Origin of the sequence: Halorientalis pallida, from assembly GCF_004118325.1 — an archaeon.
GTDB classification, from domain to species: domain Archaea; phylum Halobacteriota; class Halobacteria; order Halobacteriales; family Haloarculaceae; genus Halorientalis; species Halorientalis pallida.
Window position 1 is genome coordinate 14,796 of the sequence record NZ_RDFA01000010.1, and the last position, 20,362, is coordinate 35,157.

Genomic DNA, 20,362 nt, shown 5'->3' on the forward strand with positions numbered 1-20,362 from the left:
ACTGCTTCACGCTCACTCCGTTCGCGTGAAGTGAACCGCGGCGTCGTCCGAGAGAGCAACGCTCTCTCGGGATCACGAAGGGCGCTCCGCGCCTTTCGAACGACTTCCCGCCGTGGATGCTGGCGCGACCGCCCCGCCCGACGTGGTATCGAATCGTCCCGGTTCGAGAGTCGATCGTCGGGGTTCGAGCGAACTCGCGACTGCCCGATCTCGACGCCGTGGCGGTGTTGATTCCTGCCGAGGTTCAGAAGGACTACCCCAACGACGACAGTCCGTGTGTGGTGACTTTCGAGCCGGACAAGAGTAGGCGACCTTCGGACGCTCCAGGCGTACCTCTCTGCTCGCGACGACGGCAGTTCAGCGTCGTTTCTCTCGGGGAAGGCCGACCGGATGACTGGGAAGGGCATCGACGACGTGGACAAGCGGCTGGCAGCGCGCGGGCGTCGAACCCTACGCCTACCGAGGCCGTGGCGTACCGGCGAACGTGAGCGCCCACACGCTCCGGCACTCGGTCGCGTGGCGGATGCGTCGGGCCGAGGAAGAGAGTAGTCTGAACGAAAGGCGTGTCTGCGAACCCCGAATTTAACTACCCAGCCGTTCACAGTTGAAGGCATGGCATCCGACGCCGATCAGGGGGCGCGGTCGGGGGGTGTGACCGAGAGCCCGACCGACGCGCCGCTCGCGCCGTACCCGCCCAACTGCGGACCGCCGTGGTTGCACTTCGTCCACCAGATGCGCGAGCCGCTAGCGTTCGCCGAGGAAGCGCTGGCGACGCGGGACGTGGTGCGGATGAACCTGCTGGGGAACGGTGACATCTACGGCGTGGGCCACCCGGACCACGCCAAGCGTGTCCTGCTGACCGAGCGCGAGCAGTTCCGCAAGACCGAGGACTTCCGGATCGCCTTCGGCGAGGGGTTGCTGACCGTGGAGGGCGAGGAGTGGCAGCGCCAGCGGGACGTGTTACAGCCCCTGTTCACTCGCGACAGCGTGATGGACTACGCCGACGGGATGGTCGAGCAAGTCCAGCGCCGGATCGACCGCTGGCGCGACGGCGACCGGTTGGACCTGCAGGCGGAGTTCACGGATCTGGCGCTGGATGTGTTGTTCGCGACGGTGCTGGGCCGGGAGCTGGCGCTGGACGGCGACCGCGAACTGCGCGAGAGCGCGGCCCACCTCCACGACTGGTTCAAGCCGACCTCCTACTTCCTCCCGGAGTGGGTGCCGACGCCCGCCCGGCGGCGGTTCCGGGCGGCCAAGGAGACGATCCGGGCGGAGGCCGATCGACTGCTCGCGGAGAAAGCGGGGGGCGGACCGACCGATCCCGCCGCGGCCGAGGACCTGCTCTCGCTGCTGGTGGGGTTGCGCGAGGCCGGCGTCGCCGACTCGGCGATGCTGACCGACGAGCGGTTGCGCGACCAGATGGTGACGATGATCTTCGCCGGCCACGACACCACGACGACGACGCTCACCTTCAGTTTCTGGGCGCTGGCGAACAACCCCGAGGTCCGCGAGCGGTTCCACGCGGAGGTGGACGCGCTCGACGGGCCGCCGACGCTCGACGAGCTGGCCGAACTGGACGTGACCGAGCGGGTGGTCACCGAGACGCTGCGCCTCTATCCGCCCGTCCACTCGTTGCCCCGCGAGACGACGACCGACGTGGTCTTCGACGGCCACCGGATCCCCGCCGACGAGCGGGTGCTGGTCGGGATCCGGCACGTCCAGCGGGACCCGCGGTTCTACGACGACCCCGAACAGTTCCGGCCGTCGCGGTGGGACGGCGACCTCCGGTCGGACCTCCACGACTTCGCCTACGCGCCGTTCGGCGGGGGGCCACGCATCTGTATCGGTCGCCAGTTCGCCCTGCTGGAGGCGAAACTGACGCTGGCGACCATCGGGCAACAGTACGATCTTGGGTGGTTGGGCGAGAACGACGCCGACGGCGAGCCCCCGGTCTCGCCGGAGATGACCCTCCGGATGGAACCGGGCCAGGAGTTCCTGGTGACCGAGCGCTGACTACTGTTTCTCGAAGCGGTGCATCACGATCTCGGAGTCGTCCTCCCACTCGAAGTTGTCGTGGGCGCGTTCGAGGATCTGCTTGTAGTGATCGAGGTCGCGCGCGCCCTCGGCCTGGGCGTCTTCGTCGGTCATGTCGCCCAGGGTTCGGTCGTCGACGGCGACGATCTCGAAGGTGGCGTCGTCGATCTGGAAGGTGTCGCCCTCCTCGGCGTACTGCTGGCCGCGGTGGATCTGGGTGACCTCACCGTCGAGGGCCTGGCTCTGCATCCGGTCGCTCGGGAGCAGCGTACTGGGTTCGAGTTCGGACACACCGGTTAGAGGGGCCGGCGACCCAAAACGGTTCAGCTTGCGGCACCGGGTTCGATCAGTCGACCAACCCGTAGCCGCGCCGGAACAGTTCCACGTCGAGAGCGACGACGGCCAGGGTCAGCACCGAGAGGACGGCCAGGGACTCGTTGGGCGGGAGTTCGGCCGCGCCGAAGAAGCCGTAGCGCACACCGTTGACCATGTACACCATCGGGTTGAACAGCGAGACGGTGTAGGCCAACCCGTCCAGCGCGTCCAGCGAGTAGAAGACGCCGCCGAAGAACACGAGCGGGCGCAGAATGAACTGGTTGAGGACGGTGAGGTAGTCGAAGTCACGCGCCCAGAGCCCGCCGACGACGCCGAAGCTCGCGAACAGCAGGCAGATGACGAGCATGAACGCCACCAGATAGAGCGGCCGTGCGACCGGGACGCTGGTAAAGAGCAGGCCGATCAGCGCGATGATGACCCCGACGATGAGCCCCCGGAGGGCAGAGGAGAGGATGTAGGCCATCACCATCGACGTGTAGGGCAACGGCGAGGTCAGGACCTCGTGGATATACTCGTTCCAGCGGCCGTGGAAGATCGAGAAGGAGGCGTTCTCGAAGCCGTTCGAGATGGCACCCAGCACGATGAGGCCGGGGAGGATGAACGCGATGTACTCGATCTCCCGGCCGCCGAGGGTGAACGAATCGATCCGGCCGCCGAGGATCACGCCGAACACCGAGAAGTAGAGGACGTTCGTGATCGCCGGCGGGAGGAAGGTGTTGCGGGGTCGTCGGACGAACCGCAACACTTCGCGGTGGAACAGCGTCCGGAAGCCCGTCGGGAGCAGGCGGTCGAGCAGGCCAGGACTGGCGGTCGGGCTTGCCGTCCCGTCGGTCGCGGCGTTCCCACCGTCGCTCGTCACGCCGACGCTATCGTCGCCGCTCATGCCTCCACCGCGCTCTCGGTGCGAGTCATGTCGACGAACACCTCTTCGAGGGAGGCGCGCTCGATGTCGACTTCGGTGACGGTGTAGTCCGTGGCCTCTAGCTGGCGGAGCAGGTCTGGGACCACCGAACTCCCGCGAGCGGCCGTCACGACGAGGTCACCGTCTTCGATCCGGGCGTCGTGCACGTCGGGCAGGTCCAGATCGGGCGCGGTCGTGGGCGTCGAGCGCAGCGTGACGCTGATGCGGTCGGTGCCCCGGTCCATCAGCTCGTCGGGGCTGGCCTCCTCGACCTTGCGGCCCTCGTCCATGATGGCAACGCGGTCACAGAGGCGCTCGGCCTCCTCGATGTAGTGGGTGGTCAGCAGGATGGTGGTCCCGGCGTCGTTCATGCGGTTGATGACGTCCCAGAGGTCCCGTCGCAACTGCACGTCGACGCCGGCGGTCGGTTCGTCGAGGATCAACAGATCGGGGTCGGACACCAGGGCCCGCGCGAGCATGAACCGGCGTTTCATCCCGCCGGAGAGCCAGTCGAAACGCGTGTCGCGTTTGTCGTAGATGCCGACGGTCTCGAGCGCCTCCTCGGCCCGGCGGGTGGCTTCGCCCGAGGGGATGCCGTGGTAGCCGGCCTTGTGTTCCAGCACTTCCTGGATGGGGAAGAAGCGGTCGACGTTGTACTCCTGGGGGGCGAGGCCGATGGCGTCGCGGGCCTGTTGGTACTCCTCGCCCACGTCGTGGCCGAACACGGCCGCCTCGCCGTCGGTCCGGTGGGCCAGGCCGACGAGGATGTTGATGAACGTGGTCTTGCCCGCGCCGTTGGGTCCGAGGAGTCCGAAGAACTCCCCGGCCTCGACGGAGATGTCGAGGCCGTCGAGCGCCCGCACGTCGTCGTACTCCTTGACGAGATTCCGGGCTCGGATGGCGAGTGTCATTATCCACTGTCAGCGGTTCTGTGCGGGTAAGCCCCACGTTCTCGGGTCGTCTCCCGGTAGCCGGGGTCGCCGCCGATGGGCAAGTAGTCGGTATCGAACCTGATTTCGAAGGCCGGAACTTTGATATAACTCGGCAGATATTGAGTGACCAAGAGACCGAACCGAGTCAGCACCGGTCACACTGCTGGGCCGTCGCATTGCTGGCCACTAGGGGGGACGGCACCACATCGACGGCGCACACAGTGTACGCTGTCGAGCGCGGCGACGGACGGTATCCGTCGACGACCAGGGGATGGTCGGGGGGCTCGTATCGGTCGGACGGTAGAACAATGTACGATACCAAACGGCTAGCCAGCGGCGTTGGCGTGTTGCTCACGTTGTGGGCCTTGGTCGGGCTGTTGATACTGAGTACTGGGGTGGGCGTCTCGATTCCGCTGAGCAGCACTGGGGGGTTCAACGTATCGGCCGACTACCTGACAGCGTCCGAGGCGACCGTCGTGCCCGCCAAGACGAAGATCGTCACGCCGTCGGTGCTGTTCGAGGTGGAGCGCAGCTACATCCGCGACCTGAACTTACAGAAGACACTGAACGTCAGTGACGTACCGGGACTCACGGGACGGTTACAGATACAGATCCGGAGCGAAGAGGCGACGGCGGAAGGCGTCGCGTTCAAGACCGACAGGATCACCGCCCAGACCGCGACCTGGCGCGGGTTCGTCCTCGACGAACGGACGGGACCGAAGATCTTCGACCGGTTCAAAGCCTACGCCGGACCCAACCCGAACCAGGCACCGAACACGAACGACCCGCTCCAGATCGAGGGCAGCGATCCGGGCGCGATCAGGCCGAGCGACGGCGATCCGGCTTTCGAGCTACGCGGGGCCAAGATCACGACCTCGACGCTCTCGGCGGACCAACTCCAGCTCTCGGATCTCTCGCTGCGGGTCCGCTACGACTTCAACAACGACGGTGAGTTCGAGTATGGCGCGTGACGACACGACCGACGACGAGGGGGCAGCGACCGACGGCGACCCGTCGGCCGGGCGTTCGGACGGGCTTCGGGCCCGGTTCGACCGCTGGGTCGCGACTCGACCGACGCTCGGTGCGACGTTGTTGACGCTGGGGAGTGCCGTCCTGGGCTGGCGCGTCCTCGCCCAGTTGTCGGCGGTCCCGCTCGGGCGCATCACGCCGGTGGGCGTCGCCGGCGCGACGGCACCGTTCGTCGCCGTCGTTCTCGGACTGTTCGTCCTCGCCAGGCCCGAGAAGACCCGGAACGCCGGCGGCGTCGGGTTCGGGCTGGTCGGGTTCACCTTCGCCGGCCTCCTGCTCTCGGGCGTTCCCTTCGCCCACCCGGAACTGGCGTTCACGGGGTTCGTGATCGGTGGGATCGGCGCTGTGATCTGTCTCGCCTGGGATCACGACAGTACCGTCCGCATCGAGCGGGGCCCGGTGTTCCGTGCTGGCCGCGCCGCGCTGGTCTGTGGCCTCGTGCTGGCGCTGGCCTTCACGGCCGCACCAGCCGTCTCCGGTGACACGTTCCCCGCCCAGTCGGACACGCTGGACGGGTTCGTAGTCAGCCAGTCCTCGCTGGACTCGGGGATGTACAGCTACCAGACCGACTGTGACACCGACCCCGGCTTCGCCATCGGCGGCGAGGACTGCATCGACATCACCGTCGACAGCACGAGTCAGGAGAACATCGACCGGGCCGCGCGCCAGCAACTCGACAGCACGAGCGTCGCGGACGTGGACATCAACGACTTCCTCATCTACGAGAACCTCTTTACCGACCTGCGTGGCGGCAAGAACGTCTACTTCGAGCTGACGGCCTCACAGGCCGTCGCGTCGAGTGAGACCGACGACGGCCGCGCTATCGACGTGTACATCTCGGAGTTCCGATCGGAGAAACTGACCGCCCGACTGGACCTGATCGAGTTCCCCGGGACGCCGGGCATTCCGGCGGACAACATCGCCTACTGGAGCTGTACGCCCCAAAACGACAGCGGCTTCGGGACGATCAACGACATTCGGCTCGGACTGGACACTAACCCGCGGCTGACCGACGGCCGCGACGTCTCCCTGCTGGCCCACCAGCTCGGCAGTTCCGAGACGGTGCTGACCGACTTCAAACTCGAGATCGGCGCCGAACTGGGGAACAACACCGGGGTCCGCGAGCCGATTCCGGCCGACGACGGACCGACCACCCCGCCGTCGAACTGCCTGTGACACCCGACGGCTCGGAACTCGATGGCTCCGACGGCGTTTTGACCGCCGCGGACGACGACGCCGACGTGGAGACGATCACGTTCGCCGAGTGGCGCCGTGCCCGGCCGTTCGCCGGCGCCGTCCTGCTCGTCGCCGGCGGGTTACTCGTCGCCTGGCCGTCGCTGCAGGTCGTGTTGAGCACACAGCCGTTCGACGCGTATCCGACCTCCAGCCTCGGCACGCTCGTCGGCGCGGGCATCGTCTTCGTGGGTGTGGCGGCGCTGCTGCGGCCCGAGCGGGCGCGGGCACTCGGCGTCGCGGGGCTCGTCCTCGCGTCGCTCTCCTTCCTGGTCGCCTTCGGCGGCTACGTGATCGGCATGCTGGTGGCCAGTGCGGGTGGGATCCTCTGTTTCGCCTGGCGACCGACCGAGGAGTACGAGCGGCTGATTCTGGACGCGGAGAGCGAAGAAGAGACGTAGCTCAGCGGCCGAGTTTCTCGCGGCTGATCTTGACGCCGCGGGGCGTGATGATGATCTGATCCTCGTCTTTCTGGACGATGTCGCCACCGACGCCGCGGGCGACCTGCTGGAGTTCGTCGGTGATCTGCTCCATCGTGCGGTCCTGGGTCGTGTGCCGCGTGATGTCCGCGATGACGATGTCGCCGGCGTACACCGCGTCCTTGATGTCGATGACGTCTTGCTTCTCGCTGATCTTGGCGATGTGGAGCTGGTAGTCCGCCTGTGCCTCGGGTGCCTGGACGCCGTCGAGTTCGACGTAATCGTCGGTGCGACGCGTCGCCCCCGACTCACCCAGGAGTTTGTTCATGAAGCCCATACCCTCGAAAGTGGCTCCCAAAAGTATAGGGTTTTCGTCAGACATACGTACGCGAACTAGCATTTCCGGCCGTCTGGGCCGTTAGACCGGCAAAACGTCGGTTCCGGTCGTCGGTCACTCGTCAGACGGGACGGGGCTCGACCGCCACTCAGACTGAGAATTCGTAGAGGTCGTCGCCGACGTGGTGGATGCTGTCGACGACTTTGCCTTCGTCGCCGACCATGTCGTCGCCATCGGTGCGGGCCCGGCCGACGGCCAGGACCTTCCCGTGGTTCTCCTCGGCGATGGCGACCAGATCGCCCGCCTCGATGCTGGAATCGGCCTCGGTGATCCCCGGGCGCATCACGTCGGCACCGTCGCTGACGAACGAGATCGCGCCGGCGTCGACCGTGACGACGTTGCGTTCGGGCGGGTACTCGTTCGCGCCGCGGACGGTCAGGAACGGCTCTTGCTCGCCGCGCTCGTCTTCGATGTAGACGACCGCGGGTTCGCCGTCGACCAGCACGAGGTCGTAGTCGGTCCCCTCCAGCTCGACCATCTCGTGGGTGTCGGCGTCCATGGTGACGCCGAGTTTCGCCTCCAGTGCCGACTCCAACTCGTCCACCGCGTCGGCACGGAGGTGGTGCCGTGATTTCACCTGCATACACCCCACGTCGCCCGCTCGCCGCATAAATCGCCCGCTCTCCCCGCCACGGTTATCATGCATGATATTGGGTAGCAAAGCCTTTTATTTGTCTTGCGGGTAGGTAAAATTGGATGGCACGCTGGTCGCAATCGGGTTACGTCGGGCGAGCACGGAGCGTCGTGGTGGACGGAGCGCCGACCAGAAACTGTGTCACCGAGGTGAGCCAGGAATGAGTGTCGTCGATAGAGCCGCACAAACCGACGAGGGCCAGTTCGACCGACTACCGGAGTTCGAGTTGGAGTGTATGTACGACGACTGGGACGAGCCCACGGAAGTGACGATCTTCTCGACCGCCGACGAGGACAGTCTCTACACGGCCTGGCTCACGGCGGACCGGGACCACGCCGTGTCGCTCGCTGAGCTGCGGTGAGCGTTCGTCGCGGCGACTTTTCCCACTCGAAAAGGGCTAAGTACTCACCGGCCGAACGGTGGTGCATGTGGGGTTCCCGGCGAAACCGGGACGGCGCGCAGGTCACCTGCATCGCCTGCGGTGACTCGGTCGCCCGGAGTGACGCACGCGAGTACGACAAACACGGCGACCGCTGGAACCGCGAGGACAAGGAGTTCGAGTTCCTCTGTAAACACTGTTATCGCGATCTCTGTCACCAGCCACGCGACGGACTGGAGTCGCTGCTCGTCGAGAGCCGCGCCGGCACCTGCGACCGGGACGAGTTCATCGCGACCTTCTACGACCTGCTGGCCGACCGCGGTGATTCTCCGGAAGGCCGGGAGTCCTAGCGACGGGCGTCGACACGCCTAACTACCGGGTCCCCCTACCAGGCCCCATGAGCGACCAAGCAGAGGCCGGGACAGCGGCCGGCCAGGGCCCCGTCGAGATCGACGAGGAGCTGGCCCGCCACCTCGCCAACAAGCGCGAGGAGCTGTTCGAGAAGTTCGACATCCGCGACGACTTCCCACCCGCCGTCCGCCAGGAGGCCGAGGAACTGACCGACGACGTGCAAAGCGAGGTCGAGGCCGAACTCGACGACAGGCAGGACCTCCGGGAGATGACCACCTGGACGACCGACCCCGTCGACGCCCAGGACTTCGACGACGCCATCTCCATCGAGGTCGAAGACGACGAGATCGTCCTGTGGGTCCACATCGCCGACGTGACCCACTACGTCAACCCCGAGACCGAGATGTGGTCGGAAGCGCTCAAGCGGGCCAACACCGTCTACCTGCCCGCCTACACGATCCACATGCTCCCGCCGGTCCTGGCCGAGACCGTCTGTTCGCTGGTCCCCCACGAGGACCGCCTGGCCCACACCGTCGAGATGCATCTGGACCCCGACACCCTCTCCTACGAGACCATCGACATCTACAAGTCCGTCATCCGCAGCGACGCTCGCCTCACCTATGCGCAGGCAGAGTCCCTGCTCGACGACCCGTCGAGTGCCGACGACCTGCTGGAAGACCCCGACGTCGACCTCGCCACGAAGTGCGAGCAGGTGTGGGACCTGGCCGACCGACTCCACGAACAGCGCAAGGAGGACGGCTCGCTCGTCCTCAACCCCCGCCGGGACCGCGCCCACACCATCATCGAGGAGTGTATGCTGAAGGCCAACAAGGCAGTCACACACACGCTCCAGTGGGATCGCGGTCTCGAAGCGATGTACCGGGTCCACCCACAGCCCACTCCCGACCAGTGGAACGAGGCACTGCAGGAGATCCAGGACCTGAACGGCGTCTCGGTGTCGGCAAGCCACGAGGACCCCCGCAAGGCCGTCAACGAGACCCTCGAAGAGGCTCCCGAACGCCAACTCAACCAGATCCAGCGCGCGGTGATGAAGGTCATGCCCCGCGCGAAGTACATGAGCGACCCCTTCGGCGGCCACCACGCGCTGAATTTCGAGATCTACGGCCACTTCACCAGCCCCATTCGCCGGCTCTCGGACCTGGTGAACCACTGGATCGTCTACACCGACGAGGTGGTCGCCGACCTCGGGGATCTCTGTTCGCACGCCTCCGACAAACAGAAAGACGCCGAACAGTGCGAACGCGAGTACCGCCAGTTCCTCGAAGAGGTCGGACTCGACCCCGCGGCGGTCAACAACCGCGGCGTCGAAGTCGTCGACGAGGACGACTGATCCGGCCGACCGCTGGTATCCAGCGCGACTGCGACCGCGCGAGAACGGGCCATCCACTGCCGGGAGACACTATCCAGTGGTCAGATAACTAAATTGTAGTCTCCCGTAGACGAAAATTAATTACGCGCGGCCGTGAGTGGACAGTCGTCATGGGGACGAGTAGCATGGGGGTTTCGCGGATCGAGGAGTACTACACGGAGAGTCACTTCGACTACAAGTTGCTCTGGGCGCTGGAGGACAGCCACGGCCTCCACGCGGGATACCACGACGGGCGCGACCAGTCACACGCCGAGGCTATCGAGAACATGAACCGGGAACTGGCCGAGCGGGCGGGAATCGGCCCGGACGATCACGTCCTCGACTGTGGCTGTGGCGTCGGCGGGAGCAGCGTCTGGCTGGCGACCGAACGGGGCGCGACGGTCACGGGCGTCGACATCGTCCCGCTACAGCTCCGAGAGGCTCGCAAACTGGCCGCCGAGGAGGGTGTCGAGGACCGCGCCACGTTCACGCGCGGGGACTTCACCGACCTGCCGCTGGCCGACGACTCGGTCGACGTGGTCTGGGGTATCGAGGCGATCTGCCACGCCGAGGACAAAGCCGAATTCGTCGCGGAGGCCGCGCGGGTCCTCCGGCCGGACGGACGCCTGATCGTCGCCGACGGGTTCCGCGCGGTCGATGCGATGACGCCCGGCGAGCGCGAGTCGATGAACGTGTGGCTCGACGGCTGGGCGGTACCGAACCTGGCGACGCTCGCCGGCTTCGGTGCGGCGCTTTCCGAAGCCGGTTTCGAGGCCGTCGAGACCGTCGACGAGACAGAGCAGGTACTGCCGTCCTCGCGGCGACTCTACTGGGCCAGCCGACTCCTCCAGCCGTTCGGCCGCGTCGCGAGCGCGGTCGGCCTGCGCAACGAGACTCAGGCGGACAACCGGCGTGCCGCCCGCTACCAGCACGAGACGCTCACGGACGGGCTCTGGCAGTACGGTATCGTCTCGGCAAAACGGTAGAACCGATCAGACGTTATCGGGGGTTTCGGCGTCGTCTTCGACGGAGCGTTTCATCGAATCGCGGCGGCTCTTGGCGTCGCGACCCGTACACTCCTCGAGGAAGTCGTTTTTCGCGTCGACCGCGTCGGCCGCGGCGTCGGCTTTCCCCTCTGCGATGACGTCCTCGGCGGGCCGCTCCACGAAGTCGACGCCCAGCTTGTCTTTCTTGCCGTCGTACTCGACGGTGCCAGCGGTGATACGGTCGAAGACCGGATTATCCGGATCTTCGACGACGTACAGGTCGCTGCCCTTGTACTCCTCGGTCCCCGATACCTCACCGAAGAAGTCCTCGATCTTGGCCTTCATGTCCGGTACTCGCTCTTCGAGGTGCTCGCCCCGACGCATCTTGTACTCCCGCATGGAGGAAGGTTTGGACAGGGTTCGGTTTACTCTTTTCGCGTCGCGTCCTCCGCCCGATGAACGAGGCTCCCCCGCTGACAGGACGGGCAGAAGTCGCCGGCCCGCAGCGACGACTCCTCGACGAGCGTCGTGAACTCACACTCCGGACAGTAGAACTCGCCCTCCGGAACCGTGACCGTCGCGGCCCCCGCCGGCTCCACGTCGCTGTCGATCCGCTGGGTCAGGCTCTCGCCCGGCTCCCACTCCTCGCCGTCACCCTCGTCCTCCTCGGGCCAGTCGACCTCCGGCGCCTTCGCGGACTCCTCCTCGTAGCCGTACTCGTCGGGCCACTCCTCGGTCTCCGCGTCCTCGGCGGCCGGTTCCTCGCTGTCCCCGACCGCCTCCGTGGCAGCCCGTTCGATCGTCTCCGGGTCGGGTTCGTCCGCGGACGCGTCCTCTTCGGGCCACTCCCCGGGCTCGCGCTCGGGTTCCTCGTCGTCGAGGATGACTGCGCCGTCGTCCCCGGCGGTCGGCTCGTCGTCGACCTCGGTCTCGCCCGCGGTAGCGATGTCCGGTTCCGGCTCCGACTCCGGCTCCGTCGCCGGATCGGACCCGTCGTCCCCCGTCGCCGTGTCGGCACCGTCACCGCCGGCGTCGAGGAGTTCCGCGTCGTCTTCGGCCGCGCTCATGTCCGGACCGGGCGCCGGCCCGCTCCCGGTCTCGGCCGTTCCGGGCTCGTCCGGCGCCGGTTCGGGTGTCGCTTCCGGTGGCGATCCGGACTCGGCGCCGGCGTCGGTCTCACCCGAGGTCGCCAGCGAGGTCACCTCCTTGTTCTCCGAGACGACCCGCCGTTTGCCACACCGGTCACAGATTTCGACCTCTTCGATCGTAATGACGACTTCGCTACCCTGTTCCTCACGTTCCTCCTCGACCTCCGTCCCGCTGAACTTGTGCCCGAGTAGCGAACACTTGATAGCCATTGACACGATACTGGTCGCCCGCCAATCTTAAGCCTACTGCTTGGGTGTCTGACACCTGTCACTGCTTGCGAATCCCCGCCCCGGTGGTCGGGCCGCGTGTGACGGGTCGCCGGCACGTCTGCGCTGGGTCCCACGGCGTCTCGAAGTCTTAAGACCCACCCGGCCGAACGGTTTCGTATGAGAGCCAAGCGGGAGTATCGCGACCGTGACGAGACGCAGGTCGCGGTGCTCGACGCTCTCGCGGACCGCCGCGACGACGGGATGACGGTGTTCGAACTCCGGTCTCGGGTGGACGCGGACATCGACGAACTGGAGACGGCCCTGGCGGACCTCAAGTCCGACGGACTCATCGAAGCCAGAGACGAGGACGACCGCACCGTCATCCTCCCGGAGGACCACGCTATCGGACAGTACGACCCCGACGAGGAGCCTTCCCTGCTCGATCGGATTCGCTCCTGGCTCGGGCGCTGACGAATCCGGCAATTTAACGCCGCCGAGCGTCCATCACCACACGATGACTGTTCTCGAGGCCGTCCACGAGGCCCACGGTGCGACCTTCCGCGAGCAGGGAGGTCGCCGCGTCGTCGATCACTACGGCCGCCCCGAGCGAACTCACGCGGCCGTCCGCCGCGTCGTCGGCGTCTGTGAGTTCGGCTACGGCGTCGTTACCGTCACCGGCGACGACCGCGTCGAGTTCGTCGACAACGCCGTCTCCAACCGCGTCCCGCCGACCGACGGACGGGGCGTCTACACCCTCCTGCTCGACCCGCAGGGATCGATTACGACCGACATGTACGTCTACAACGCCGGCGAGCGCCTGCTCGTGTTCACGCCGCCGGCCCGCGCCGAGCCCGTCGCCGAGGACTGGGCCGAGAAGACCTTCATCCAGGACGTGGCGATCGACGTCGCCACCGACGACTTCGCCACCTTCGGCGTCCACGGCCCCAAGGCCACCGAGAAGATCGCCAGCGTCCTCAACGGCGCGGCCTCGCCCGACGACCCCCTCGGGTTCGTCCGCGGGTCGATGGCCGACACCGGCGTCACCGTGATCCGCGACGACGGGCTGGCTGGCGAGGAAGGCTACACCGTCGTCTGTACCGCCGACGCCGCCGAAGACGTCTTCGACACCCTCGAAAATCGCGGGATGAACGCCGCCCCCTTCGGCTACCGCACCTGGGAGTCGCTCACGCTCGAGGCCGGTACGCCGCTTTTCGACACCGAACTCGAGGGCGAGATCCCAAACGTCGTCGGGGTCCGCAACGCACTGGACTTCGAGAAAGGCTGTTACGTCGGCCAGGAAGTGGTCTCCCGTGTCGAGAACCGCGGCCAGCCCAGTCGTCGCCTCGTCGGCCTCACCGCCGAGGCCGTCCCCGAGACCGGCGCGGCGGTCTTCGCCGGCGACAGCACGGCCGGCGAAGTTACCCGGGCCGTCGACAGTCCGACCTGCGAGGAACCCATCGCGCTGGCGCTGGTCGACTACGACACCGCGGGCGACCTCACGGTCAGAATCGACGGCGAGGAACGGGCCGCCACCGTCGTCGACCTGCCCTTCGTCGAGGGCTCCGACGAGTCCGCTCGACTCCCGACCTACCCCGAAACCTGAGCCGCCCTACCCGAACAGCTTGCGCAGTTGCTCACGGGAGAACAGCGTCGTCGGCCGATCCATGTGGACGGCGATCTCGCCCGAGAGCGCCCGCATGCCGGCGCGCTGGATCGGCGCCGGGACCGAGTAGCCGGCTCGAACCAGTTTCCCGAGCCGGATCTCGGTCCGCAGGGCCGCCCGCCAGGCGTCCTCGTAGTCGCCCAGCGTCCCCGGATCTGCGGGGTCGATCTCCCGGGCGGCGTGGTCGGCGGCCGTCATGCCGTAGAGGATGCCGCCACCGGTGAACGGCTTGGTCTGTGCGGCCGCGTCGCCCAGCAGGAAACTCCGCCGGCCCGTCACTCTGGGCGGCGGACCGATCGGGATGAGCCCCGAACATCGTCGGTCGGTCTCGACGCCGTACGCGTCGGTGAACTCCTCGAATCGCGCCCGCACGTCGTCGCCCGGTGGCACGGCCAGCCCGTACTCGACGCCGGCCTCGCCGCGAGGGATGCGCCACGCGAAGAAGTCGGGCACCGTGAGGTGGACGTCGACGAAGTCGTCGTGGTCGGGTTCGTCGGTGAACCCGAGGACGCCGTGGAGCAACTCCTCGGGGTCGGGGAGGTCCAGCTCCGAGCGGACGCGGGACTTCGGCCCGTCCGCGCCGGCGACCATGCGGGCCACGTAGGTGTCGGTGCTGTCCGGCCCGCGCGCCCGAACCTGCACGGTGTCCCGGCCCTCGGTCACGTCGACGACCGTGTGTTCCTCCCGGACGTCGGCGCCGGCGTCCCGGGCGGCTTCCGCCAGTGTCCGGTCCAGCCCGACCCGGTCGATGACGTTCGAGATCACCTCGTCCTTGTAGAAGGGGTAGCTCTCGCTGTCGGGACCACCCGTGTGAAAGCGCGCGCCGTACACCTCGTTCTGGAGGAGTTCCTCACGGGCGCCCGGCGGGGTGAACTCCCAGACATCCGTGCTGACGTGGCCCGAACAGGCCAGGGGCTCGCCGATCCGCCCCTGTTCGAAGACGAGGACGTCGGCCCCGTTCGCGGCGGCCCGGCGCGCGAACCGCGAGCCCGCCGGTCCGGCTCCCACCACCACGAAGTCGTACATGTTTGTTCGATGCCCGCCGACGCCCATATACCTTCTCGGTCGCGTCCGAGAATTTATATCGCGGAACGGAACCAGCCCCGTCCGTGTCCTGACCCTCGCCGTGGCACGGTCTGCCGTCGCGCGACCACCCGTGTCACGACCGGCCGCGGTCGCCTGTTCGCCAACCCCCGTCGGTGACGACTGTGTCGACGTTGCCGAAGACGAAGCGGGTGCCCTCGTCGTACTCGCGATCCAGCCTGACGGTCCAGCCGTGGGACTCGGCCATCGTCCGGACGATGGAGAGCCCCAGCCCCGTGCCGTCGCCGCTGGTCGTGTAGCCGTACTCGAAGATGTCGTCCGCGTGTTCGTCTGGGATGCCGGGGCCGTCGTCGGCGACGTAGAAGCCGTCGGCAGTGGCCCCGACCTCGACGGCCACGTCGTCCGGTCCGTGTTCCACGGCGTTGCGGAAGACGTTCTCGAAGATGGTGAGGAGTTTGCTTCGCTCGGCCTGCAGCGTGCGGTCGTCGGCCACGGTCAGCGTCGCGCCGTCGGTGTCGACGTTCGCCCAGGCGTCCCTGGCGGTGTCTTCGAGGCCGACGGATCCGGTTTCCTCGACGGTCTTGCCCTCGCGGGCGAGGGTGAGGATGTCCTCGACGATGTCTTCCATCCGGTCCAGCGAGTCCTGCGTCGAGGTGATCCGCCCCTCGGCACGATCACGGTGTTCGGGCGTCACGTCCCACTCGTCGAGTTCCAGCGCGAGCGCCTCCGTCTGCCCGCTGGCGACCGTGATCGGGTTGCGGAGGTCGTGGGAGATGGTGGTCGCGACCTGATCGAGGCGTTCGTTCTGCTTCTGGAGCTGCCAGCGTGACTGTTCGAGATCCGTCACGTCCCGAAACAGGATAGCGTACCAGCCGACTGCACCGGACCGACCGCGGGTGATCGGCGTCGTCGTGACCGAGTAGTGGTGTTCGGTCCCGTCACGCGCGAGCGTGATGCGATCGGCCGTCGCCCTGCCACCGTCCATCGGCAGGTCGATCCGGTCGGCGAGCGACGGGAACGCCGCGGCGAAGGGTGCCCCCTTCTTCTCGGGGAGGGCCGGCCACGTGTTCAGCGCCGCGGCGTTGTAGTCGACGAGTCGCCGATCGTCGTCCAGGACGAGCACCGGATCGGTGAGATGTTCGACGACGGCGTTGCGCGCGACGGGTAACACGTCGAGCAGGTCGAACCGGAACAGTCCGAACGTCGAGAAGACGACGTACGGGAGCGCGCCGAACGTCGCGTGGTGTAGCCCGTCGGCCGGAAGGAGACCGGCCTGCCCCAGCAGTTCTGCGACCCCGATGGACAGTCCGCCGAGCAGGATCAACAGCACCTGCGTCCCCGATCCGGTACCCGTCGCCAGCAGATAGTTCGTCAGGACGAACCAGCTGTAGCCGATCAGCCCCAGCAAGACGGTGAGGATGACCACTAGACCGATCCCGTGCTCGATGACGACGTACGGGAAGGGGTCGGTCACGACGACGAGATCGGTCCACAGCAGGTTCGTGACGTCGAGGAAGTTCAGCGGTGCCAGGACGAGCATACTCCCCATCACGCCGACCAGTGCGGCCTGAACGCTCCGTCGTTCGTGGAACTCCCGGCCGGTGTAGACCGAGACGAAGACGATGTACATCGCGAACGACGCGAACAGCAACAGCGCCTCCACGATGGCCACGAACCGCTGGAGATGAGCGTCGCGAAGCAGGAGGTGCAGGAAGGTACTGGCCATCCACAGCCCACCGACACCGAGGACGCCGACGAACCACTTGGCGCCCCGACGCTCCCAGCGATTCGAGTAGATCCAGTAGAGCAGCGACGAGCCCGTGACAAGCGTCACTATCGGCCAAACGAGATACGCGAGCCACACCACCGACGATCCCACAATGTCTGTACGTCGGTGATCCGCCACATCAAACCCCGATCGATATCAGCACGTGATAACGCGGCCCACGATCCGGCTCGGGCGTCACCCCCTCGGCTCCGCCATCGTCGGTTCGCCCCAGCGCTCGCCGTCGAGGCCGCCGAAGACGAGGCGGCTTCCGCCGTCGTAGCCGGTGTCGTGCTCGACGGTCCAGCCGTGGGACTCGGCCATCGTCCGCACGATAGAGAGCCCCAGCCCCGTGCCACCTTCACTGGTCGTGTAGCCGTAGTCGAAGACGCTGTCCGCGTGTTCGTCGGGGATGCCGGGGCCGTCGTCGGCGACGTAGAACCCGTCTGACGTGGGGCCCACGTCGACAGCCACGTCGGCGGGTCCGTGATCGATCGCGTTGCGGAAGACGTTCTCGAAGATGGTGAGGAGTTTGCTCCGGTCGGCCTGCAGCGTGCGATCGTCGACGACGGTCAGTGTGGCCGCCTTCGTGTCGACGTTCGCCCAGGCGTCCCTGGCGGTGTCTCCGAGGCCGACGGGTTCGGTCTCCTCGACGGTCTTGCCTTCGCGGGCGATGGTGAGGATATCGTCGATGATGTCCTGCATCCGCCCGGTTGCGTCCTCGACGCTCTCGACGTCGTCCCTGAGTTGCTCGCGTGCCGTGGCGTCGACGTCGAGGTCGTCGATACGAGTCTCCATCAGTTCCAGACGCCCGGTCGTCACGTTGATCGGATTGCGGAGGTCGTGGGAGATCGTCGAAGCGACCTGATCGAGCCGTTCGTTCTGCTTCTGGAGTTGCCAGCGGGACTGTTCGAGTTCCGTGATGTCACGCAGGAGGATCGAGTACCAGCCGGTCCCTTCCTCGCCGCCTTTCGACACCGCCGAGACGGTGACCGAGTAGTGCCGGTCCTGCCCGTCGTAGGGCAAGGAGAGCTGTCGTCTCGTGTCCTCGTCCGGCGGCATGGCGATGGCGTCCGACAGCGCCGGGCAGACCCGATCGAAGGCGGCGGGCACGTCGTCGACGATTCCGGGCCAGACGTGCGTGGCGGCCTCGTTGACGTCGACGACGCGCTGGCGACCGTCGACGACCAGCACGGGGTCCCTGAGATCCTCGATGACGGTGTTGCGCGCCACCGGTTTCACGTCGAGCAGGCCGAAGCGAAACAGCGAGACGGCCGTCAGCAGGTAGAAGGGAAGCAACCCGTACGACGCGTGACTGAATCGGAGGGGAAACACGGACGTGTACTGACTGAGGGCGTCCAGTGCCATGATCGACAGTGCACCGACGATGAACATCGTCAGTTGCGTCCCGGACTCCCGGCGTGTGGCGAGCAGGTGCGTCGCCATCCGGTAGATGCCGTACCCCGCCGGCACCTGGATCAGGACGATGATCGCCGCGAACACCGGACCGCGCTCGACCGCGAGGTGTGGGAACGGCTCCGCGACGGGTGTGAAGTCGGCAAACAGGAGCTGGTGGGTCCCGTTCGTCGGCGCGAGGAGCAGGAACACGACGATGGCCGCGCCGAACAGCCCCTGGACCGCTCTGTTCCGGTGGAGGTCGTTCCCGGTGTACGTGGAGACGAAGGCCACGAACGCACCGACGGTCAGGATCGCCCCGAACGCCGAAAGCGTGTAGCTGATACGTCTGAGTCCCTCGCCGATCGGCAGGAGAAACGGGACGAAAAAGAGCGCGAACAGCAGCCCGGTCCCGAGCATCCCGATGAACCACCGGGCACCGTCGCGGTCCCACTGTCGCGTGTACACCCAGTAGGCGATGAACGTCTGCGTGAGGACCGTCACGACGTGGATGCCGACGTAGACCGCCCAGAGCCCGATCCGACTCTCCGCCATGGCTCGGTATTCGGGACTGAGGCGCTTCAAGTATTGCCCCAGTTCTCATCGCTGAAAAACGGTGGATCGCCCCGTCTGCGGGCACTGTTACGTCACCAGCACACTCTCTTCGTCCGTGACCGGACCGAGACCCGTATCGACGTTACCGAAGACGAACCGGGTCCCGCCGTCGTACTCGGCGTCGTGTTCGACGGTCCAGCCGTGGGACTCGGCCATCGTCCGTCCTCAGCGTCGCCTGCTTCGTATCGACTGTGGCCCAGGCGTCCCTGGCGGTGTCCTCGAGGCTGACGGCTTCGGTCTCCTCGACGGTCGTGCCCTCTCGGGCGATGGTGAGGACGTCGTCGACGATGGCCCGCATCCGCTCGGTGGCGACCTCGACGCTCTGTAACTGCTCCAGAACTGCCTCCCGGAGTTCGTCGGCTACGTCTGCCTCGTCGAGTCGCACCGCCGCAAGTTCGACGTTCCCGTCCACGACACTGATCGGGTTCCGGAGGTCGTGGGAGATGGTCGAGGCGACCTGATCGAGCCGGTCGTTCTGCTTTTCCAGTTGCCAGCGGGACTGTTCGAGTCCCGCGATGTCCCGCAACAGAATCGAGTGCCAGGCGATGCCGCCATCGCGACGACGCGAGGCTCCCGAGACACTCACCGAGTAGTGTCGAACCCCGTCGTCGGACTGTAGCGAGGTTCGCTCGGCCGATCCCTCGTCGGTCGGAGGCAGCGTGAGTCTATCGGCGAGTTCGCCACTGGCCTCGGCCAGCGGCCGGCCGACGCCGTGCTCGGTCTCCCGCCACACGCGGGTCGCCGCGGCGCTGTAGTCTGCGAGACTGCTGTCGTCGTCGAGCACCAGCACCGGACCTCGGAGGTCCTGGACGACGGCGCTCCGAGCCACGGGTTTCATCTCGAACAGCCGGAACCTGAACAGCGCGAAGGCGACGAGGACGCTGAACGGCACGGCCCCGTAGCTGGCGTGGTTCATCCCCTCGGCCGGTGCCAGGTCACCGAGTGCGATGGCACTCGCGACCGACAGCGATCCGAGGATGAGCAACACCAGTTGCAGTCCGCTCCGGCACGGCGTCGACAACGGGTACCGCGTCAGCGCGACCCGCGCGTACCCCGTGAGGACGACGAGGAGGATCGCCGGCCCGGCGTAGAGGGTGCCGGGTTCGACGGCGACGTATCTCAGCGTCCCGGACACGTACTCTACCTCCCGGCAGACGATGCCTCTGATGGGCTCGGAGAACGTCGGGAGCTAGACGATGCCCACGGCGACGCCCATCAGCACCCGGACCTCCAGCCGCCGGTGAAAGTCCGCCCGCGAGTACCGGGACGCGAATACCACGTACGTTAGTACCGACAGAATGCCCACCTTGCCGGACACGATCGACCCGATCCACTCGACCGTCCGGTCGGCCGACAGGAGGTGCGCCAGGTGAAAGCCCATCCAGAGGATGCCGAGAACCAGCGTCGCGACGAACCACCTCCTACCACGGGTCCCCCTGTGTCGCGTGTAAACCCAGTAGCTCACGGCCGCGTTGATGGCGATGGTCGCCACTGGAATCCCCACGTACGCGGGCCACACTGG

At 66.8% G+C, this 20,362-nt stretch carries 22 protein-coding genes; 10 read left to right on the forward strand and 12 right to left on the reverse strand.

Features of this window, described 5'->3' with window-relative positions; genetic code table 11:
• Nucleotides 1-612: 612 nt before the first annotated feature.
• Entirely contained in the window at nt 613-2,013 is a 1,401-nt protein-coding gene (locus EAF64_RS19630) for a cytochrome P450 (RefSeq protein WP_129070678.1), read from the forward strand.
• On the opposite strand, the gene EAF64_RS19635 is transcribed toward EAF64_RS19630, so the two are convergent.
• Genes EAF64_RS19635 through EAF64_RS19645 form a run of 3 tightly spaced genes read right to left on the reverse strand, consistent with a single transcriptional unit; the run spans nt 2,014 to nt 4,182 of the window.
• Nucleotides 2,014-2,325 carry an ASCH domain-containing protein gene (locus tag EAF64_RS19635; RefSeq protein WP_129070679.1) on the reverse strand — a complete coding sequence of 104 codons (312 nt, stop codon included), beginning with the start codon at nt 2,323-2,325 and terminating at the stop codon, nt 2,014-2,016.
• Between the two features lie 55 nt (nt 2,326-2,380).
• Nucleotides 2,381-3,253 carry an ABC transporter permease gene (locus EAF64_RS19640; protein WP_129070680.1) on the reverse strand — a complete coding sequence of 291 codons (873 nt, stop codon included), beginning with the start codon at nt 3,251-3,253 and terminating at the stop codon, nt 2,381-2,383.
• A complete protein-coding gene (locus EAF64_RS19645; protein WP_129070681.1) occupies nt 3,250-4,182 on the reverse strand; it encodes an ABC transporter ATP-binding protein in 933 nt (310 codons plus the stop codon). The genes EAF64_RS19640 and EAF64_RS19645 overlap by 4 nt, the downstream gene beginning before the upstream one ends.
• A gap of 329 nt (nt 4,183-4,511) precedes the next feature.
• Between EAF64_RS19645 and EAF64_RS19650 the strand changes: the two genes are divergently transcribed.
• The 3 genes from EAF64_RS19650 to EAF64_RS19660 are packed head-to-tail and all read left to right on the forward strand — an operon-like array spanning nt 4,512 to nt 6,866.
• The gene (locus tag EAF64_RS19650) at nt 4,512-5,174 is read left to right on the forward strand and encodes a hypothetical protein (protein ID WP_129070682.1); all 663 of its coding nucleotides are present in this window, start codon (nt 4,512-4,514) and stop codon (nt 5,172-5,174) included.
• Nucleotides 5,164-6,408 carry a hypothetical protein gene (locus EAF64_RS19655; protein ID WP_129070683.1) on the forward strand — a complete coding sequence of 415 codons (1,245 nt, stop codon included), beginning with the start codon at nt 5,164-5,166 and terminating at the stop codon, nt 6,406-6,408. Before EAF64_RS19650 ends, EAF64_RS19655 begins: the two co-directional genes overlap by 11 nt.
• Nucleotides 6,405-6,866 carry a DUF6114 domain-containing protein gene (locus EAF64_RS19660; protein WP_129070684.1) on the forward strand — a complete coding sequence of 154 codons (462 nt, stop codon included), beginning with the start codon at nt 6,405-6,407 and terminating at the stop codon, nt 6,864-6,866. The genes EAF64_RS19655 and EAF64_RS19660 overlap by 4 nt, the downstream gene beginning before the upstream one ends.
• Nucleotide 6,867: 1 nt before the next feature.
• On the opposite strand, the gene EAF64_RS19665 is transcribed toward EAF64_RS19660, so the two are convergent.
• A complete protein-coding gene (locus EAF64_RS19665; protein ID WP_129070685.1) occupies nt 6,868-7,221 on the reverse strand; it encodes a cell division protein SepF in 354 nt (117 codons plus the stop codon).
• A gap of 148 nt (nt 7,222-7,369) precedes the next feature.
• Nucleotides 7,370-7,864 carry an RNA-binding protein gene (locus EAF64_RS19670; RefSeq protein ID WP_129070686.1) on the reverse strand — a complete coding sequence of 165 codons (495 nt, stop codon included), beginning with the start codon at nt 7,862-7,864 and terminating at the stop codon, nt 7,370-7,372.
• A 211-nt stretch (nt 7,865-8,075) separates the two neighbouring features.
• On the opposite strand from EAF64_RS19670, the gene EAF64_RS19675 reads away from it, so the two are divergent.
• The 4 genes from EAF64_RS19675 to EAF64_RS19690 all read left to right on the forward strand — a co-directional run bounded on the left by EAF64_RS19675 (nt 8,076) and on the right by EAF64_RS19690 (nt 11,000).
• Complete coding sequence (locus tag EAF64_RS19675) at nt 8,076-8,276, forward strand: DUF7511 domain-containing protein (protein WP_129070687.1); 201 nt, start codon at nt 8,076-8,078, stop codon at nt 8,274-8,276.
• Between the two features lie 65 nt (nt 8,277-8,341).
• Nucleotides 8,342-8,644 (forward strand): DUF7562 family protein, encoded by a 303-nt coding sequence (locus EAF64_RS19680; protein WP_129070688.1) that lies wholly within the window; start codon nt 8,342-8,344, stop codon nt 8,642-8,644.
• Between the two features lie 47 nt (nt 8,645-8,691).
• Nucleotides 8,692-9,996 (forward strand): RNB domain-containing ribonuclease, encoded by a 1,305-nt coding sequence (locus EAF64_RS19685; protein ID WP_129070689.1) that lies wholly within the window; start codon nt 8,692-8,694, stop codon nt 9,994-9,996.
• A 149-nt stretch (nt 9,997-10,145) separates the two neighbouring features.
• Complete coding sequence (locus EAF64_RS19690; protein ID WP_129070690.1) at nt 10,146-11,000, forward strand: SAM-dependent methyltransferase; 855 nt, start codon at nt 10,146-10,148, stop codon at nt 10,998-11,000.
• Nucleotides 11,001-11,006: 6 nt separating this feature from the next.
• Here EAF64_RS19690 and EAF64_RS19695 read toward each other — a convergent pair whose 3' ends face one another.
• Both EAF64_RS19695 and EAF64_RS19700 read right to left on the reverse strand, forming a co-directional pair.
• A complete protein-coding gene (locus tag EAF64_RS19695) occupies nt 11,007-11,399 on the reverse strand; it encodes a DUF5611 family protein (RefSeq protein WP_129070691.1) in 393 nt (130 codons plus the stop codon).
• A gap of 26 nt (nt 11,400-11,425) precedes the next feature.
• Nucleotides 11,426-12,358 (reverse strand): DUF7093 family protein, encoded by a 933-nt coding sequence (locus EAF64_RS19700; RefSeq protein WP_129070692.1) that lies wholly within the window; start codon nt 12,356-12,358, stop codon nt 11,426-11,428.
• A 177-nt stretch (nt 12,359-12,535) separates the two neighbouring features.
• Between EAF64_RS19700 and EAF64_RS19705 the strand changes: the two genes are divergently transcribed.
• Nucleotides 12,536-12,829 carry a DUF6432 family protein gene (locus EAF64_RS19705; protein ID WP_129070693.1) on the forward strand — a complete coding sequence of 98 codons (294 nt, stop codon included), beginning with the start codon at nt 12,536-12,538 and terminating at the stop codon, nt 12,827-12,829.
• Between the two features lie 43 nt (nt 12,830-12,872).
• Nucleotides 12,873-13,961 (forward strand): CAF17-like 4Fe-4S cluster assembly/insertion protein YgfZ, encoded by a 1,089-nt coding sequence (ygfZ, locus tag EAF64_RS19710; protein ID WP_129070694.1) that lies wholly within the window; start codon nt 12,873-12,875, stop codon nt 13,959-13,961.
• A 6-nt stretch (nt 13,962-13,967) separates the two neighbouring features.
• Here ygfZ and EAF64_RS19715 read toward each other — a convergent pair whose 3' ends face one another.
• The 5 genes from EAF64_RS19715 to EAF64_RS19735 form a co-directional block, all read right to left on the reverse strand.
• Nucleotides 13,968-15,047 (reverse strand): geranylgeranyl reductase family protein, encoded by a 1,080-nt coding sequence (locus EAF64_RS19715; protein ID WP_129070695.1) that lies wholly within the window; start codon nt 15,045-15,047, stop codon nt 13,968-13,970.
• 133 nt (nt 15,048-15,180) lie between these two features.
• Nucleotides 15,181-16,899 carry a sensor histidine kinase gene (locus EAF64_RS19720; protein WP_193767777.1) on the reverse strand — a complete coding sequence of 573 codons (1,719 nt, stop codon included), beginning with the start codon at nt 16,897-16,899 and terminating at the stop codon, nt 15,181-15,183.
• 129 nt (nt 16,900-17,028) lie between these two features.
• The gene (locus EAF64_RS19725; RefSeq protein WP_129070697.1) at nt 17,029-18,780 is read right to left on the reverse strand and encodes a sensor histidine kinase; all 1,752 of its coding nucleotides are present in this window, start codon (nt 18,778-18,780) and stop codon (nt 17,029-17,031) included.
• A gap of 142 nt (nt 18,781-18,922) precedes the next feature.
• Nucleotides 18,923-19,975, reverse strand: a complete 1,053-nt coding sequence (locus tag EAF64_RS19730) for a histidine kinase dimerization/phospho-acceptor domain-containing protein (protein ID WP_129070698.1) — start codon at nt 19,973-19,975, stop codon at nt 18,923-18,925.
• A gap of 54 nt (nt 19,976-20,029) precedes the next feature.
• Nucleotides 20,030-20,332, reverse strand: a complete 303-nt coding sequence (locus tag EAF64_RS19735) for a histidine kinase N-terminal 7TM domain-containing protein (protein WP_193767778.1) — start codon at nt 20,330-20,332, stop codon at nt 20,030-20,032.
• Nucleotides 20,333-20,362: the final 30 nt, after the last annotated feature.

Bases quoted from the DNA above. Each gene is read 5' to 3' on its own strand.
- EAF64_RS19665 (WP_129070685.1), bottom strand. From the start codon at position 7,221: ATGGGCTTCATGAACAAACTCCTGGGTGAGTCGGGGGCGACGCGTCGC.
- EAF64_RS19645 (WP_129070681.1), bottom strand. From the start codon at position 4,182: ATGACACTCGCCATCCGAGCCCGGAATCTCGTCAAGGAGTACGACGAC.
- EAF64_RS19640 (WP_129070680.1), bottom strand. From the start codon at position 3,253: ATGAGCGGCGACGATAGCGTCGGCGTGACGAGCGACGGTGGGAACGCC.
- EAF64_RS19670 (WP_129070686.1), bottom strand. From the start codon at position 7,864: ATGCAGGTGAAATCACGGCACCACCTCCGTGCCGACGCGGTGGACGAG.
- ygfZ (WP_129070694.1), top strand. From the start codon at position 12,873: ATGACTGTTCTCGAGGCCGTCCACGAGGCCCACGGTGCGACCTTCCGC.
- EAF64_RS19685 (WP_129070689.1), top strand. From the start codon at position 8,692: ATGAGCGACCAAGCAGAGGCCGGGACAGCGGCCGGCCAGGGCCCCGTC.
- EAF64_RS19680 (WP_129070688.1), top strand. From the start codon at position 8,342: ATGTGGGGTTCCCGGCGAAACCGGGACGGCGCGCAGGTCACCTGCATC.
- EAF64_RS19675 (WP_129070687.1), top strand. From the start codon at position 8,076: ATGAGTGTCGTCGATAGAGCCGCACAAACCGACGAGGGCCAGTTCGAC.
- EAF64_RS19630 (WP_129070678.1), top strand. From the start codon at position 613: ATGGCATCCGACGCCGATCAGGGGGCGCGGTCGGGGGGTGTGACCGAG.
- EAF64_RS19690 (WP_129070690.1), top strand. From the start codon at position 10,146: ATGGGGACGAGTAGCATGGGGGTTTCGCGGATCGAGGAGTACTACACG.
- EAF64_RS19715 (WP_129070695.1), bottom strand. From the start codon at position 15,047: ATGTACGACTTCGTGGTGGTGGGAGCCGGACCGGCGGGCTCGCGGTTC.
- EAF64_RS19705 (WP_129070693.1), top strand. From the start codon at position 12,536: ATGAGAGCCAAGCGGGAGTATCGCGACCGTGACGAGACGCAGGTCGCG.
- EAF64_RS19725 (WP_129070697.1), bottom strand. From the start codon at position 18,780: ATGGCGGAGAGTCGGATCGGGCTCTGGGCGGTCTACGTCGGCATCCAC.
- EAF64_RS19700 (WP_129070692.1), bottom strand. From the start codon at position 12,358: ATGGCTATCAAGTGTTCGCTACTCGGGCACAAGTTCAGCGGGACGGAG.
- EAF64_RS19650 (WP_129070682.1), top strand. From the start codon at position 4,512: ATGTACGATACCAAACGGCTAGCCAGCGGCGTTGGCGTGTTGCTCACG.
- EAF64_RS19695 (WP_129070691.1), bottom strand. From the start codon at position 11,399: ATGCGGGAGTACAAGATGCGTCGGGGCGAGCACCTCGAAGAGCGAGTA.
- EAF64_RS19655 (WP_129070683.1), top strand. From the start codon at position 5,164: ATGGCGCGTGACGACACGACCGACGACGAGGGGGCAGCGACCGACGGC.